The sequence below is a fragment of the Rhodococcus sp. IEGM 1241 genome (genome assembly GCF_033142365.1).
GTDB lineage: Bacteria > Actinomycetota > Actinomycetes > Mycobacteriales > Mycobacteriaceae > Rhodococcus_F > Rhodococcus_F erythropolis.
The window spans coordinates 1894358-1906924 of the sequence record NZ_JAWLSE010000001.1 but is presented as its reverse complement, the minus strand read 5'-3'; the positions used below and the strand labels follow the sequence as shown (position 1 = coordinate 1906924).

Below are 12567 nucleotides of genomic sequence, written 5' to 3'. Positions count from 1 at the left end.
CTCTGTAGCTCGAACCCGACCGTCAGAAACCGACGAGTTCGGATTCGGCTGCGCGCTGCGCTGCCAGATGATCACGAATCGCCTGTCGCCCACGATGGATACGGCTACGAACCGTTCCGAGCTTCACTCCCAGTGTGGCACCGATTTCCTCGTACGACAGACCTTCGATGTCACAGAGCACAACAGCGGCGCGAAATTCAGGTGCGAGTGAGTCGAGTGCGGCCTGCAGACCTGCGTCGAGGCGCGCGTCGTGGTAGATCTGCTCGGGGTCCGGACCGGGTGAGGGAACGCGGTCGTAGTCCTCGGGCAGCGCTTCCATACGGATGCGGTTGCGTCGGCGAACCATGTCGAGGAACAAGTTTGTGGTGATGCGGTGCAACCAGCCCTCGAAAGTTCCGGGCTGATAATCGGAGAGCGAGCGGAACACCCGAATGAAGGTGTCCTGCGTCAAGTCCTCGGCGTCCTGGGCATCGCCTGACAACCGGTAGGCCAGGCGGTACACCCGGTCACCGTGCTGACGCACGAGTTCGTCCCAAGACGGCATGGAGGACTTCTCACCAGTTGCATCGAACACAGCAGTGCCGATCAATTCGGAATCCACAGCCGATTCCGTCGTCAAAACTTCCGACTCTCGAGGGCGAGGCTCGTCGTTGACCTGGTAAATAAGTTGATCCTCCTGCTCGGGATCGCGTAGTTCGATCACCGCGTTGTCCGAATCACGTAATGCGCGATATCCGGGAGAACCAGCCGTTGCTGTGATTTGTTCCCGATCACCGAGCTGCGAAAGACCAACTTGGTAAAAATCGATACCGCCGTGCGATCTTCGATCCGGCGATGTATACACCTTTTCTCATCGCGGTGTGCACGCCATATGAGGAGCCTGAGGGATTCCTGAGAATCCTGGTGACTGCGCGCCTTGCAGCGACAATCCGAACCGCCCGATAACCTCATGAGCGTGACCCACGCCGAACAGATACTCCGCCACGTCGAGGACGTAGTTTCCGAGGACGAGATTTTGACCGCGGCGCGAGATCGAGCGCTGGATCTCGGAGCCCATCCGGTGACGCCCGCCGTCGGTGCGACGCTCGCGATGTTCGCGAGGATGCTCGACGCGAAGACGGCCGTCGAGGTGGGTACCGGAGCCGGCGTGAGCAGCCTGTGGCTTCTGCACGGCATGCGCGACGACGGCGTCCTGACCACGATCGACAGTGAGCCCGAACACCAGCGGGCGGCCAAGCTGACCTTCCGCGAAAGCGGAATCGCTCCGGCACGCACTCGCCTGATCAACGGACGGGCTCTCGACGTACTTCCCCGGCTCGCGGACGGCGGCTACGACCTGGTGTTCGTCGACTGCGCCGCGATCGACCACCCCCACTACGTCCGCGAAGGTGTCCGCCTGCTGCGCTCCGGCGGTGTCATCGTTCTGCACAACGCCCTGGCCGACGGCCGCGTTGCCGACAGCTCCGCTCGCGACGCGACAACGGTTGCGGTCCGAGAAGCAGCAAAGGCCGTGACCGAGGACGAGCGACTCATTCGAGTCCTCCTCCCCCTCGGCGACGGCCTCCTCTGCGCGAGCAAGCTCTAGATCCAGACGCCCTTACCGATGGCGACGACGCCACCCTGACTGACGGCAAATCGTTCGCGGTCACGTTCGAGATCGACGCCGATGATTTCGCCGTCACCGACCACGACGTTCTTGTCGAGGATCGCGCGCCGCACGACGGCGCCCTTGCCGATGCGCACACCCGGCATCAGCACGCTGCCCTCGACGGTCGCACCGTCCTCGATCATCACGTTGGAACTGAGTACCGAATTGCGCACGGTCGCCGCGGACAGGATCGACCCCGCACCGACCACTGATTCCTGAGCGAGTCCGCCCTTCACGAACTTGGCGGGCGCAAGATTCTCGGTGGCGCCGCGGATGGGCCAGCGACGGTTGTAGAGATTGAAGATCGGGTGCACCGACACGAGGTCCATGTGAGCGTCGTAGAAGGCGTCGAGGGTACCGACGTCACGCCAGTAACCGCGGTCTCGATCGGTAGCGCCGGGAACGACGTTGTCCTTGAAGTCGTAGACCGACGCCTCACCCGCCGCGACCAAGGCGGGAATGATGTCTCCGCCCATGTCGTGGTCGGAATCGGAGTTCTCGGAATCAGCCCGGATGGCGTCCACGAGCACTTTGGTGGTGAACACATAGTTACCCATGGACGCGAACGTGGAATTTGGGTCGTCCGGTGTGCCGGGAGGATGGGCGGGCTTTTCCAGGAACTGCGTGATGCGTCCGGACTCGTCACTGTCGATGCAGCCGAAAGCGAAAGCCTCACTTCGCGGTACACGAATACCCGCGACCGTCACGCCTGCCCCGGATTCGATGTGGTGCTGCACCATCTGTTCCGGATCCATCCGGTACACGTGGTCGGCACCGAAAACCACGATGTACTCGGGGTCCTCGTCGTAAACGAGATTGAGCGACTGCAGGATTGCGTCGGCGCTGCCGGTGTACCAGCGCGGCCCGAGCCGCTGCTGGGCCGGGACCGGAGTGATGTACTCACCCGCGAACCCGGACAATCGCCACGTCTGCGAAATGTGACGGTCGAGTGAATGTGACTTGTATTGCGTCAACACACAAATACGCAGATATCCCGCGTTGACAAGGTTGCTCAACACGAAGTCGATAAGTCGATATGCACCTCCGAAGGGCACTGCGGGCTTCGCTCTGTCCGCGGTCAGCGGATACAAGCGTTTGCCCTCGCCCCCGGCGAGCACGATTCCAAGCACATGCGGCTGGCTTCTCACACCGCTAACCTATCCGCACTGGTGAACTCCCGCTAGCGAAGCAGTCCGAGAGGTCCGATCGTGTCCCCCTCCGAACGGTCGGGGATGACGCGATCGGTAGCCGGATCGACCACGGGCGGTTAGGTTTAGCGCGTGCGAGTCGCAATGATGACCAAGGAATACCCGCCGGAGATCTACGGCGGCGCAGGAGTACACGTAACCGAGCTCGTCGCTCAGATGAAGCGGTTGTGCGAGGTCGACGTGCACTGCATGGGCGCCCCGCGCGAAGGCGCGATCGTCCACTCTCCCGACCCCGCTCTCGCCGGATCCAACCCAGCCTTGACGACGCTCTCCACCGAGTTGCGGATGGCGGACGCCGCGGCCGGTGTCGACATCGTCCACTCCCACACCTGGTACACCGGACTGGCCGGACATCTCGCGTCGGCTCTCTACGACGTGCCGCACATCCTCACCGCGCACTCACTCGAGCCCAGACGCCCGTGGAAGGCCGAACAGCTAGGCGGCGGCTATCGGATCTCGTCGTGGTCCGAACGCAACGCCGTCGAGCACGCAGACGCGATCATCGCCGTCAGTTCAGGTATGCGACTCGACGTCCTCGACGCGTACCCCGCCGTCGATCCGAGTCGCGTTCACGTAGTGCGCAACGGAATCGACACCGAGGTATGGCATCCCGGGGGATCTGCGCCGGGAGCGCCGTCCGCACTCGCGTCGATCGGCGTCGACCCCGCAAAACCCATCGTGGCCTTTGTCGGACGGATCACGAGGCAGAAGGGCGTCGGGCACCTCGTCGCGGCAGCACACCACTTCGACCCGGAGATTCAGCTCGTGCTGTGCGCCGGCGCTCCCGATACGCCGGAGATCGCCGCCGAAACGGAGAAGGCAGTGGCCGAACTCGCCAGACATCGGGGCAATGTCTACTGGGTGCGCGAGATGCTCCCAACCGAGCAGATCAGGGAAATACTCTCGGCAGCAACGGTATTCGTCTGTCCTTCGGTGTACGAGCCCCTCGGAATCGTCAATCTCGAAGCCATGGCGTGTGAGACCGCCGTGGTCGCTTCCGATGTCGGCGGTATCCCCGAGGTGGTCGCCGACGGCGTCACCGGACGACTCGTGCACTACAACGCCTACGAGCCGAACGCATTCGAGGAATCACTCGCTGCCACCGTCAATGCCGTTGTCGCCGACCGAGAAGGCGCCGACGCGATGGGTCGTGCGGGCAGAATCCGTGCGATCGACGAGTTCTCCTGGGCCGAAATCGCCAAGCAGACGCTCGAGGTCTACGCGGACGCCGTCACGAGACGCTGATCCGCGTCAGATCTTGCGATAGGTCGAGACCGTCGCCGACGCGGTGACGGTGCTCGGCTGCGGCAGCTTCGCCACGGCGGCAGCCAGATCGGCGGGCGTCAGGTGCCTCGCCGACGGTCCCATCCCCACCAAGTCGAGGACGTCCTGGTGTGAGAGTGACATCGTGAACTCGACCTCGTCGCTGCTCACGCGCTCGAACAAGCCGGCCATCGACGATTCGAGACGTTCCACCTTGCGATCGTCGACCTTGACCATCTCGAGAATGTCGATCAGCTCGCGCAGATGCCTGTCGGTGGGCGTCAGGACCACCAGAACGCCGTCATCGGCGAGAACTCGATGGGACTGCGGACCGTTGCGTGGAGCGAACACACAGAGCACGTGGGAGAGCGCTCCGTCTCGAATCGGAAGTGGTTGCCAGACGTCCGCGACGATCGAGCCGATCCTTTCGTGGATCTTCGCCGCTCGCCGTGCCGCGAACTTGGACACGTCCAAGGCTATTGCCCGAGAATCAGGCAGCGAATCCACGACGTGTGCGAGGTATTGTCCTGTGCCTGCACCGATTTCGACGATCCGCGCAGGATCCGCCCCTGCCGTCGTCGCGCAGGCCCGGGAAACGGCATCCATCAGCGGGCCGAAGTGGCCGGCGCCGAGAAGTCGTGCACGCGCGGCGATCATCTCGGCACTGTCGCCGGTGAACTTCGTGGCACCGCCACTGATCAGGCTCACGTAACCCTGGCGAGCGACGTCGAATCGATGTCCGCGATCGCACTCGGCGGCGCCGTCCACCAATTCCAGCTCTGCGGCGCACTGCGGGCAGGACAGTAGATCGACCACGGCGGCAAGCATTGATCCGTCCTTTCGGCTACCGGCGGTGCGCACACTTCAGGCCCCGTACCGAAACGGATACGGAGCCTGCGTGCAATCACGTGCTGTTGTTCGTACTGCTACAACCTGGACCCGACTAGCTGGTGACGTTCGTGAGTTCCACACCGAGCGCTGCAGCTTCATCCGGGGTCAGCTCGACGACGAGGCGTCCGCCACCCTCGAGTGGAACCCGCATGACGATTCCTCGTCCCTCTTTGGTTGCTTCGAGGGGACCGTCCCCGGTCCGGGGCTTCATGGCCGCCATCCTCTGCTCCCTCCAGATCTGCGCTGCATTGCTCTGCGCCTCGACTAACGGTGCGCCCCGCCAACAATCAGCGAGGCTCGTACCCTCCATTGTTCCCTATGGATGCAGGAACCGGGAATCTGAGTCACATTTAGGGGTGTTCAGTCGACCGTCACACCTGCGCCGGAACCCAGCAATCAGCCACGTGATCGTCGACCATTCCGGTAGCCTGCATGAGCGCATAAGCCGTGGTAGGACCCACAAACTTGAACCCGCGTCGCTTGAGTTCCTTAGCCATGGCAGTCGACTCCGGAGTGACCGCCGGAACCTCTGCAATTGATGTCAGTCGTCTGGTGCGTCGAGGCGGCGAGAACGACCAGAGTAACGAATCGAGGTCCAGATCGGGTGAATTCACGAGCACTCGGGCGTTGGAAATCGTCGCCTCGATCTTCGCGCGATTGCGGACGATCGCGGCATCGGAGAGCAATCTCTCCACATCCGCAACTCCGTACGCTGCGACCTTGTCCGGATCGAACCCGTCGAAGGCTTCGCGGAACGCCTCGCGTTTGCGCAGAATCGTGATCCAAGAAAGCCCCGATTGGAATGCTTCGAGGGCGAGCCGCTCGAACAGTTCGTCGCGCCCGTGCAGCGGACGCCCCCACTCCTCGTCGTGATAGTCGCGGTACAGCGAGTCACCGGGCGTCTCGACCACCCAGCCGCACCGAACCAGTCCGTCTGCCATCAGCCCTGGGAATCCTTCGCTTCGGATTCGGTCTCAGGCGCCTCCTGCGTTGCTTCGGCCTTGGCCGGAGCATCCGCCTTCACCAGAACCTCGGACTTCTCGTCACGGCCCAGTTGCGCACGCAGAGAATCGATTTCCAACCCGAGGCGATGCAGGGCCCAATCCACTTCACTCGCCTTGTATCCACGCAACACCTGCTGAAAACGAAGAGCGTCGACATCCGCCCCGGTGACGTCCTCTGCCGGGAGTACGGTCGCCGTCGTGCCAGGAGGCAGCGGCGGCAGCTCTTCCGAGCGCCCGAACACAGCGCTGGCGGCGAGGAAGATCATCGCGCCGACCAGTGCCATGACAATCAGGTACAGGAGGATCGTCATCATGAACCGATACTCCCATACCCGAGTGTGAGCGGTCAGACCCCCGCGGTGCGCACTATCGAATTCATCGGGGGTCGATCGAGTAGCGAAACCTCAGTGGTCTCGGGCACGAAAGAATCGCCGTCGACCAGGAATTGGGTCAACCCGGCACCCGAATCCTCGATCCCGCACCGCCGGAGCATCGTTCCGATGATCTGCCGGCTCATCACGCCGAGGTCGGCGAGCGGCCGGTTGCGATGCTTGCGCACACCGAGATTGACCTGACCGATCGCCGCCAGCCCCAACGTGTCGTACGTGTCGAGCAGAAGGCCGATCTCGACGCCGTAGCCGGGCGCAAACGGAACAGCCGACAGCAGCTCACGGGTGCCCGCGTATTCACCGCCCAATGGTTGCAGTACCGACGTGAGTTCGGGCCGCAGCGCAGCCAACATGGGCCGCGCAACCAATTCCGTGACTCGTCCGCCGCCGTTGGCGTCCTCCGTGCCGCTCACGCGCAGCGGACGGCGGTAGTAGCCCTTCACCAGATGGATGCCGTCCACCGTGAGCAGCGGCCCCAGCAGTTTGGGCACGAACGCCGGATCGGGATTGATGAGATCGGAGTCGACGAATGCGATCAGATCGCCGGTCGTTGCGGCGACCGAACGCCACAGCACCTCACCCTTGCCCGCGGTCGGCGGGATGGACGGGACTGCGCTCTCACGACTGATCACCGTCGCCCCCGCCGCGCGAGCACGCTCGGCGGTACGGTCGGTCGAACCGGAATCGAGAACGATCAACTCGTCGACCAAACCACCGAGCAACGGATGAATGGTGTCGACCACCGCAGCAACGGTGTCCTCTTCGTTGAGCGCGGGCAACACCACCGAGACGGTTCGGCCACCCTTCGCCCGTTCGAGTTCGGCGACCGTCCAACTCGGATGGTCCCAACTGTTGGCTTCTGCCCATACGCGGGTCGGGCCCGCACCGGTGATGCTCATGCCAGACCTCGAACCGTACGTACCGGGGCACGGCGTCCTTGGATCGCGGCCACCATGTCGACTACTCGACGGGTGGACGCCACCTCGTGAACACGGAACACCCGGGCGCCGCCAGCCGCGGCCATTGCTGTCGCTGCCAATGTTCCCTCCAACCTCTCGGAAAGCTCCACACCAAGAGTCTCCCCGATGAAGTCCTTATTGCTCAGCGCCATCAGCACTGGCCACCCGGTGTTTACAAGAACGTCCACTTTTCGCAACAACTCGAGCCCGTGGAAGGTGTTCTTACCGAAATCGTGAGTGGGATCGATCAGAATCGCGTCACGCGGCACTCCGAGTGCCAGGGCGCGTTCTGCCGCCGACACGACCTCGGTGACCACATCTGTGACGACGTCGTCGTAGCGGACACGGTGCGGGCGGGTGCGCGGAACCGCGCCACCCGTGTGCGAGCAGACGATCCCGGCACCAGTCTCGGCGGCAACCACAACGAGTTCCGGATCCGCACCCGCCCACGTGTCATTGATCAGGTCGGCGCCTTCGTCGCGTGCCAACCTCGCGACGCCGCTCCGCCAGGTGTCGACGCTGATGATCAGCTCGGGGTACTTGGCTCTGATCGCGGCGACAAACGGAACGACTCGCCTGACCTCCTCGTCGGCGTCGACGAGGTCACCTGGCCCGGCTTTCACTCCCCCGATGTCCACCAGATCGGCGCCCTCGTCGACGGCCCTGTCGACGGCGGCCATCGCTGCCGAATCCGAGAACGTCGCGCCCTGGTCGTAGAAGGAATCGGGAGTGCGGTTGACGATCGCCATCACCAGTGCACGGTCGACCGCGACCGGACGCCCACACAGGGTGGGCGCCGGACCTGGCTGCGCGGTAGAACCGGAGAGTGAAGACATGCCACTCATACTGGCATGACGGAACTCGGTCTAGCCCTTGGGTACCGAGCCTGCCGCGACCTTTCCGACGTATTCGTCGTACGAGTCCACATAACCACCCTCGCGGCCTTCGAGAACGTGCAGAGTGTCGGCGCCGACGTCGTAACCCTCGTTGCGCAATTCCACCTTGCGCGACTTGAAAGTGCTGGTGTGTTCGAGTGAGTCGACGATGCGGATGAACAGCGGGACCGCGTAGTTGGGGAGCTTGCCGTAGAGGTGAGCCGCGACTTCGCTGCCCTCGAAACTCTGACCGTCCCGTAGCTTCACCGCCGCCATGCCCGCGCGACCGTCGGTGCCCGGAATCTCGACGCCGTAGACAACCGCTTCCTCGACGGCCGGGTGCGAACTCAGTGCGCCCTCGACCTCCGTGGTGGCAACGTTCTCGCCCTTCCAACGGAAGGTGTCGCCAAGACGGTCGACGAAGGCGACGTGGCCCCATCCCTGCTTGCGCACCAGGTCTCCGGTATCGAACCAGGTGTCGTCGTTCTTGAATCCGCCGCGCACCAGCTTGCTGTTGCTCGCGGCTTCGTCGGTGTAACCGTCGAAAGGCGCTCGGTCGGTGACCTTCGACAGCAGGAGCCCGACCTGACCCGTGGACACCTTGCGAAGGCGACCGTCGGCTCCACGCAACGCTTTTCCGGTGTCCTCGTCGAACTCGACGACGGCGTGCGGCAACGGACAGATCCCGGCCGTCTTGTCGACGTTGAGTGCGTTGACGAACGCGATGTTGCATTCGCTCGCACCGTAGAACTCGGCGACGCGGGGAATGCCGAAGCGCTGGGTGAATTCGGCCCAGATCTCCGGGCGCAGACCGTTACCCACCATCAGCCGAACAGCATTGTCGCTGTCGGTCGGCTTGACCGGTTGGTTGAGCAGATAGCGGCACAGTTCGCCGATGTAGGTGAACGCGGTCGCCTTGTTGAGTGCGATGTCGTCCCAGAACCGCGAGGCGGAGAACTGACGTCCGATCGCGATTGTCGCACCGGACGCGAGCACCGAGGACAGCGAGACCGTCAACGCGTTGTTGTGGTAGAGCGGCAGGCAGCAGTACAGAGTGTCCGAGCCGCGCAAGCGCACGCCCATCAACCCGAGGCCCGACATCGACTTCAGCCAACGGAAGTGAGTCATCAAGCTGGCCTTGGGCATTCCCGTGGTACCCGAGGTGAAGATGTAGAACGCCTTCTCCTTCGCGAGCACCTCGGCGGTGACCGCGGGGTTGGCGGCATCAGCCGTCTTCGCCAGATCCGCGAGTTCACTGACGAGAAGTTGCTTCGGTCCGGTAAACCCCGCCGGCAAGGATTCGAGGGCCTCTTCGCACTCGTCGGCGACCACCAGGACGCGCGCGTCGAGCAGCGTAAGGCTGTGTGCCAGAACGTCGTCGCGCTGGTTGTAGTTCAGCATGCCCGCTGCCGCGCCGAGTTTGACGGCGGCCAACGCGATCAGCAGGGCTTCGGGGGTGTTCTTTGCCAGCACTCCGACGACGTCTCCGCGGTCGACTCCTCGTCCGCGGAGGACGTCGGCGTAGCGGTTCACCAGTTCGTTGGCCTCCGCGTAACTGGTCGCGTGGCCCTCGAACCGGATGAACGGGCGCGACGGGTGCGCGTGCGCGGCCTTCTGGAAGATCAACCCGATCGATTCCTTGGCCGAAGGCTTGCGGGTGAGCCCGGCGGCCCCCCGCGCCAGGATCGGCACCTCAGTGATCATCGACGGCAGTTTTGCCGCCAGATCCAGCAGGCCGACGGTCGAACGGGCTTCCGAACTCATGGCTCCCCTAACACGTATCCGGCGCCCATTCGGCCGCCCAGTCTGCGGCCACCTTACTTCACGGTAATAAAGCCCGCCATGCCCCAGGTCAGGGTTTCACGCAGGCGTCTGATCAGGATCTGACGCACGCGTCGAGCGCAGCCTCGACGTCCGTCCGCACCAACAGAGTGACCAACGCCTGACGCCCGACGAAGCCGGTCCCGTCGAGCTTGTTCAACCACTCGAGCAGGCCGGTGAAGTGCCCGACGGGATCGAGCATCACCACTGGTTTCTCGTGCATTCCGAGGTAGCCGGCGGTCCACGTCTCGAACAGCTCTTCCAGCGTCCCGATTCCGCCCGGCAGCGTGATGAACGCGTCGGCGTGATCTTCCATCAGCTTCTTGCGCTCGCGCATGGTGTCCGTGACGATCAGCTCGTCGGCATCGACGTCGGCTACTTCCTTGTGCACCAGGGCCTTCGGAATGACGCCGACGGTCCATGCGCCCGCCGCGCGAGCGGACTCGGCGACAGCGCCCATCATCGAGACGTTGCCACCGCCCGAGACCAACTGCCATCCGCGTCGACCGATCGCGGTTCCCACTTCTGACGCCAACGCCAGGAACGATTCGTCCACCGGACCGGACGCGCAGTAGACGCAGATCGAGTACTTCTTGCCGGAATCGGTCACCATTCTTCTTCTTTCCCCAGATCTGCGGCCTCGTCGACGCCCTTGTCGGCGTTGAGGACGATTCGTACTGCTTCTTCCACACTGTCGGTGACGTGCAGCAAGTTCACGTCACCTTCGGAAATCTTTCCGTCGCGCTCGAGGGTGCCGCGGATCCAGTCGACGAGTCCGGACCAGTACTCGGTACCGAACAGGACGATCGGGAAGCGCGTGACTTTGTGGGTCTGCACCAGGGTCAGTGCCTCGAACAGCTCGTCGAGTGTTCCGAAGCCACCCGGCAGGCAGATGAATGCCTGGGAGTACTTCACGAACATCGTCTTGCGTGCGAAGAAGTACCGGAAGTTGATTCCGAGATCCACCCACTCGTTGAGTCCCTGCTCGAACGGCAGCTCGATGCCCAGACCGATCGAGTATCCGCCGGCCTCGCTGCAACCGCGGTTGGCAGCTTCCATGACTCCCGGTCCACCGCCGGTGATGACAGCGTATCCGGCTTCGGCCAACGCCGTTCCCAGCTCACGGCCGGATTGATACTCGGGATGATCGACCGTGGTGCGGGCCGAACCGAACACCGTCACCGCACGCGGGACCTCGGCGAGTGCGCCGAAACCTTCGATGAATTCGCTCTGGATACGCAGCACACGCCACGGATCGGTGTGTACCCAGTCCGTGGGTCCGCGCTTGTCGAGCAAGCGCTGATCGGTCGTGGTCTTCTCGTCCTTGCGCTTGCGTCGAAGCTGAACGGGCCCGCGGTGCTTGATCGACGAGCTCTGCTTCTTCGAAGCCGAATTCTTCTCTGGTGCCATGCGGCAAGGCTAACGGTCAGGCCGACAGATACTTCCTCAGCACGGCCGCGACGTCGGTGATCTGCTGCACCGGAACGTGCTCGTCGCGCTTGTGTGCGAGGTTCGGATCACCCGGTCCGTAGTTCACGGCAGGAATGCCGAGCGCCGAGAACCTGGACACGTCGGTCCACCCGTACTTCGCGCGGAACTGACCACCGGCCGCCTCGATCAGGGCGGCAGCGGACGGGTTCGCCAAGCCAGGCAGCGCGCCGGGCGAGGAGTCGGTGACCTCGAATCCGAGGCCCAGGCCGTCGAACACTTCGCGCACGTGCGACTCGGCTTGCGCCTCGCTGCGATCGGGCGCGAATCGGAAATTGACGTCCATCTCGGCTTCGTCCGGGACGACGTTTCCGGCGACCCCGCCAGAAATCCGCACCGCCGACAAACCTTCGCGGTAGCCGCAACCGTCGATGTCGACCGAGCGCGGCTGGTAACTCGACAACCGCTCCAACGCACCGCCGAACTTGTGAATGGCGTTGTCCCCCAGCCAGGACCTGGCCGAATGTGCGCGAGTTCCCGAAGCCGTCAACCGAACCCGCATCGTGCCCTGGCACCCGGCCTCGATGAAACCGGCCGTCGGCTCACCGAGAATTGCGACGTCGGCCGCGAGCCATTCCGGGATCTCGCGTTCGATCCGTCCCAGGCCGTTGAAGGTTGCGGCGATCTCTTCGCAGTCGTAGAAAACCAGGGTCAGATCGTGGGCCAGGTTCTCGATGGTGGCCGCCAGGTGCAGAAAGACCGCATCGCCCGACTTCATGTCCACGGTCCCGCAGCCGTGCAGGATGTCGCCGTCACGCCGCGAAGGGACATTGTCCGCGATGGGCACCGTATCCAGATGTCCGGCGAGCATGACGCGACTGGGCAAACCACGCGAGGTCCGCGCCAACACGGCGTTGCCGTTGCGGATGATCTCGAAGCCCGAAGTCTGCTCACGCAGCGCATCCTCGACGGCCTGCGCGATGACGGATTCGTCGTGCGAGACGCTGGGGATGTCGACCAGGGCGGCCGTCAAGTCGATGGGGTCCGAAGCAAGATCGAGGATGCTCACACGCACCAGCCT

At 63.7% G+C, this 12567-nt stretch carries 14 protein-coding genes; 2 read left to right on the top strand and 12 right to left on the bottom strand.

What is annotated here, in order from left to right:
• Nucleotides 1-22: 22 nt before the first annotated feature.
• Complete coding sequence (sigE, locus tag R4P70_RS09190) at nucleotides 23-619, bottom strand: RNA polymerase sigma factor SigE (protein ID WP_029255812.1); 597 nt, start codon at nucleotides 617-619, stop codon at nucleotides 23-25.
• 330 nt (nucleotides 620-949) lie between these two features.
• On the opposite strand from sigE, the gene R4P70_RS09185 reads away from it, so the two are divergent.
• A complete protein-coding gene (locus R4P70_RS09185; protein WP_007736091.1) occupies nucleotides 950-1585 on the top strand; it encodes an O-methyltransferase in 636 nt (211 codons plus the stop codon).
• On the opposite strand, the gene glgC is transcribed toward R4P70_RS09185, so the two are convergent.
• A complete protein-coding gene (glgC, locus tag R4P70_RS09180; protein ID WP_003945185.1) occupies nucleotides 1582-2796 on the bottom strand; it encodes a glucose-1-phosphate adenylyltransferase in 1215 nt (404 codons plus the stop codon). The genes R4P70_RS09185 and glgC overlap by 4 nt on opposite strands.
• Before the next feature lie 132 nt (nucleotides 2797-2928).
• Here glgC and glgA point away from each other — a divergent pair, with 132 nt between their 5' ends.
• Nucleotides 2929-4101, top strand: a complete 1173-nt coding sequence (gene glgA / locus R4P70_RS09175; RefSeq protein WP_070386685.1) for a glycogen synthase — start codon at nucleotides 2929-2931, stop codon at nucleotides 4099-4101.
• A 6-nt stretch (nucleotides 4102-4107) separates the two neighbouring features.
• Here glgA and R4P70_RS09170 read toward each other — a convergent pair whose 3' ends face one another.
• The 10 genes from R4P70_RS09170 to dapE form a co-directional block, all read right to left on the bottom strand.
• Nucleotides 4108-4947 (bottom strand): putative RNA methyltransferase, encoded by an 840-nt coding sequence (locus R4P70_RS09170; protein WP_070386684.1) that lies wholly within the window; start codon nucleotides 4945-4947, stop codon nucleotides 4108-4110.
• A gap of 115 nt (nucleotides 4948-5062) precedes the next feature.
• Nucleotides 5063-5230 carry a DUF3117 domain-containing protein gene (locus R4P70_RS09165; RefSeq protein ID WP_003945169.1) on the bottom strand — a complete coding sequence of 56 codons (168 nt, stop codon included), beginning with the start codon at nucleotides 5228-5230 and terminating at the stop codon, nucleotides 5063-5065.
• A gap of 151 nt (nucleotides 5231-5381) precedes the next feature.
• Nucleotides 5382-5951, bottom strand: coding sequence for a DNA-3-methyladenine glycosylase I (locus R4P70_RS09160; RefSeq protein ID WP_019749361.1), 570 nt, complete (start codon nucleotides 5949-5951; stop codon nucleotides 5382-5384).
• Nucleotides 5951-6328: a DivIVA domain-containing protein gene (locus R4P70_RS09155; RefSeq protein WP_019749362.1), complete on the bottom strand. Its 378-nt coding sequence runs from the start codon at nucleotides 6326-6328 to the stop codon at nucleotides 5951-5953. Before R4P70_RS09155 ends, R4P70_RS09160 begins: the two co-directional genes overlap by 1 nt.
• 32 nt (nucleotides 6329-6360) lie before the next feature.
• On the bottom strand, nucleotides 6361-7302 hold the full coding sequence (locus tag R4P70_RS09150; RefSeq protein WP_019749363.1) for a glucosyl-3-phosphoglycerate synthase: 942 nt from the start codon (nucleotides 7300-7302) through the stop codon (nucleotides 6361-6363).
• The gene (folP, locus tag R4P70_RS09145; RefSeq protein ID WP_317830700.1) at nucleotides 7299-8198 is read right to left on the bottom strand and encodes a dihydropteroate synthase; all 900 of its coding nucleotides are present in this window, start codon (nucleotides 8196-8198) and stop codon (nucleotides 7299-7301) included. Before folP ends, R4P70_RS09150 begins: the two co-directional genes overlap by 4 nt.
• A gap of 30 nt (nucleotides 8199-8228) precedes the next feature.
• Entirely contained in the window at nucleotides 8229-10001 is a 1773-nt protein-coding gene (locus R4P70_RS09140; protein ID WP_047889714.1) for a long-chain-acyl-CoA synthetase, read from the bottom strand.
• A 112-nt stretch (nucleotides 10002-10113) separates the two neighbouring features.
• Nucleotides 10114-10671 (bottom strand): TIGR00730 family Rossman fold protein, encoded by a 558-nt coding sequence (locus R4P70_RS09135; RefSeq protein ID WP_317830699.1) that lies wholly within the window; start codon nucleotides 10669-10671, stop codon nucleotides 10114-10116.
• Nucleotides 10665-11468: a TIGR00730 family Rossman fold protein gene (locus tag R4P70_RS09130; RefSeq protein ID WP_003945176.1), complete on the bottom strand. Its 804-nt coding sequence runs from the start codon at nucleotides 11466-11468 to the stop codon at nucleotides 10665-10667. The genes R4P70_RS09135 and R4P70_RS09130 overlap by 7 nt, the downstream gene beginning before the upstream one ends.
• Before the next feature lie 16 nt (nucleotides 11469-11484).
• Nucleotides 11485-12555: a succinyl-diaminopimelate desuccinylase gene (gene dapE / locus R4P70_RS09125; RefSeq protein ID WP_021332795.1), complete on the bottom strand. Its 1071-nt coding sequence runs from the start codon at nucleotides 12553-12555 to the stop codon at nucleotides 11485-11487.
• Nucleotides 12556-12567: the final 12 nt, after the last annotated feature.

Bases quoted from the DNA above. Each gene is read 5' to 3' on its own strand.
- R4P70_RS09185 (WP_007736091.1), top strand. From the start codon at position 950: ATGAGCGTGACCCACGCCGAACAGATACTCCGCCACGTCGAGGACGTA.
- R4P70_RS09170 (WP_070386684.1), bottom strand. From the start codon at position 4,947: ATGCTTGCCGCCGTGGTCGATCTACTGTCCTGCCCGCAGTGCGCCGCA.
- R4P70_RS09165 (WP_003945169.1), bottom strand. From the start codon at position 5,230: ATGGCGGCCATGAAGCCCCGGACCGGGGACGGTCCCCTCGAAGCAACC.
- R4P70_RS09160 (WP_019749361.1), bottom strand. From the start codon at position 5,951: ATGGCAGACGGACTGGTTCGGTGCGGCTGGGTGGTCGAGACGCCCGGT.
- R4P70_RS09155 (WP_019749362.1), bottom strand. From the start codon at position 6,328: ATGATGACGATCCTCCTGTACCTGATTGTCATGGCACTGGTCGGCGCG.
- R4P70_RS09150 (WP_019749363.1), bottom strand. From the start codon at position 7,302: ATGAGCATCACCGGTGCGGGCCCGACCCGCGTATGGGCAGAAGCCAAC.
- folP (WP_317830700.1), bottom strand. From the start codon at position 8,198: ATGTCTTCACTCTCCGGTTCTACCGCGCAGCCAGGTCCGGCGCCCACC.
- R4P70_RS09140 (WP_047889714.1), bottom strand. From the start codon at position 10,001: ATGAGTTCGGAAGCCCGTTCGACCGTCGGCCTGCTGGATCTGGCGGCA.
- R4P70_RS09135 (WP_317830699.1), bottom strand. From the start codon at position 10,671: ATGGTGACCGATTCCGGCAAGAAGTACTCGATCTGCGTCTACTGCGCG.
- R4P70_RS09130 (WP_003945176.1), bottom strand. From the start codon at position 11,468: ATGGCACCAGAGAAGAATTCGGCTTCGAAGAAGCAGAGCTCGTCGATC.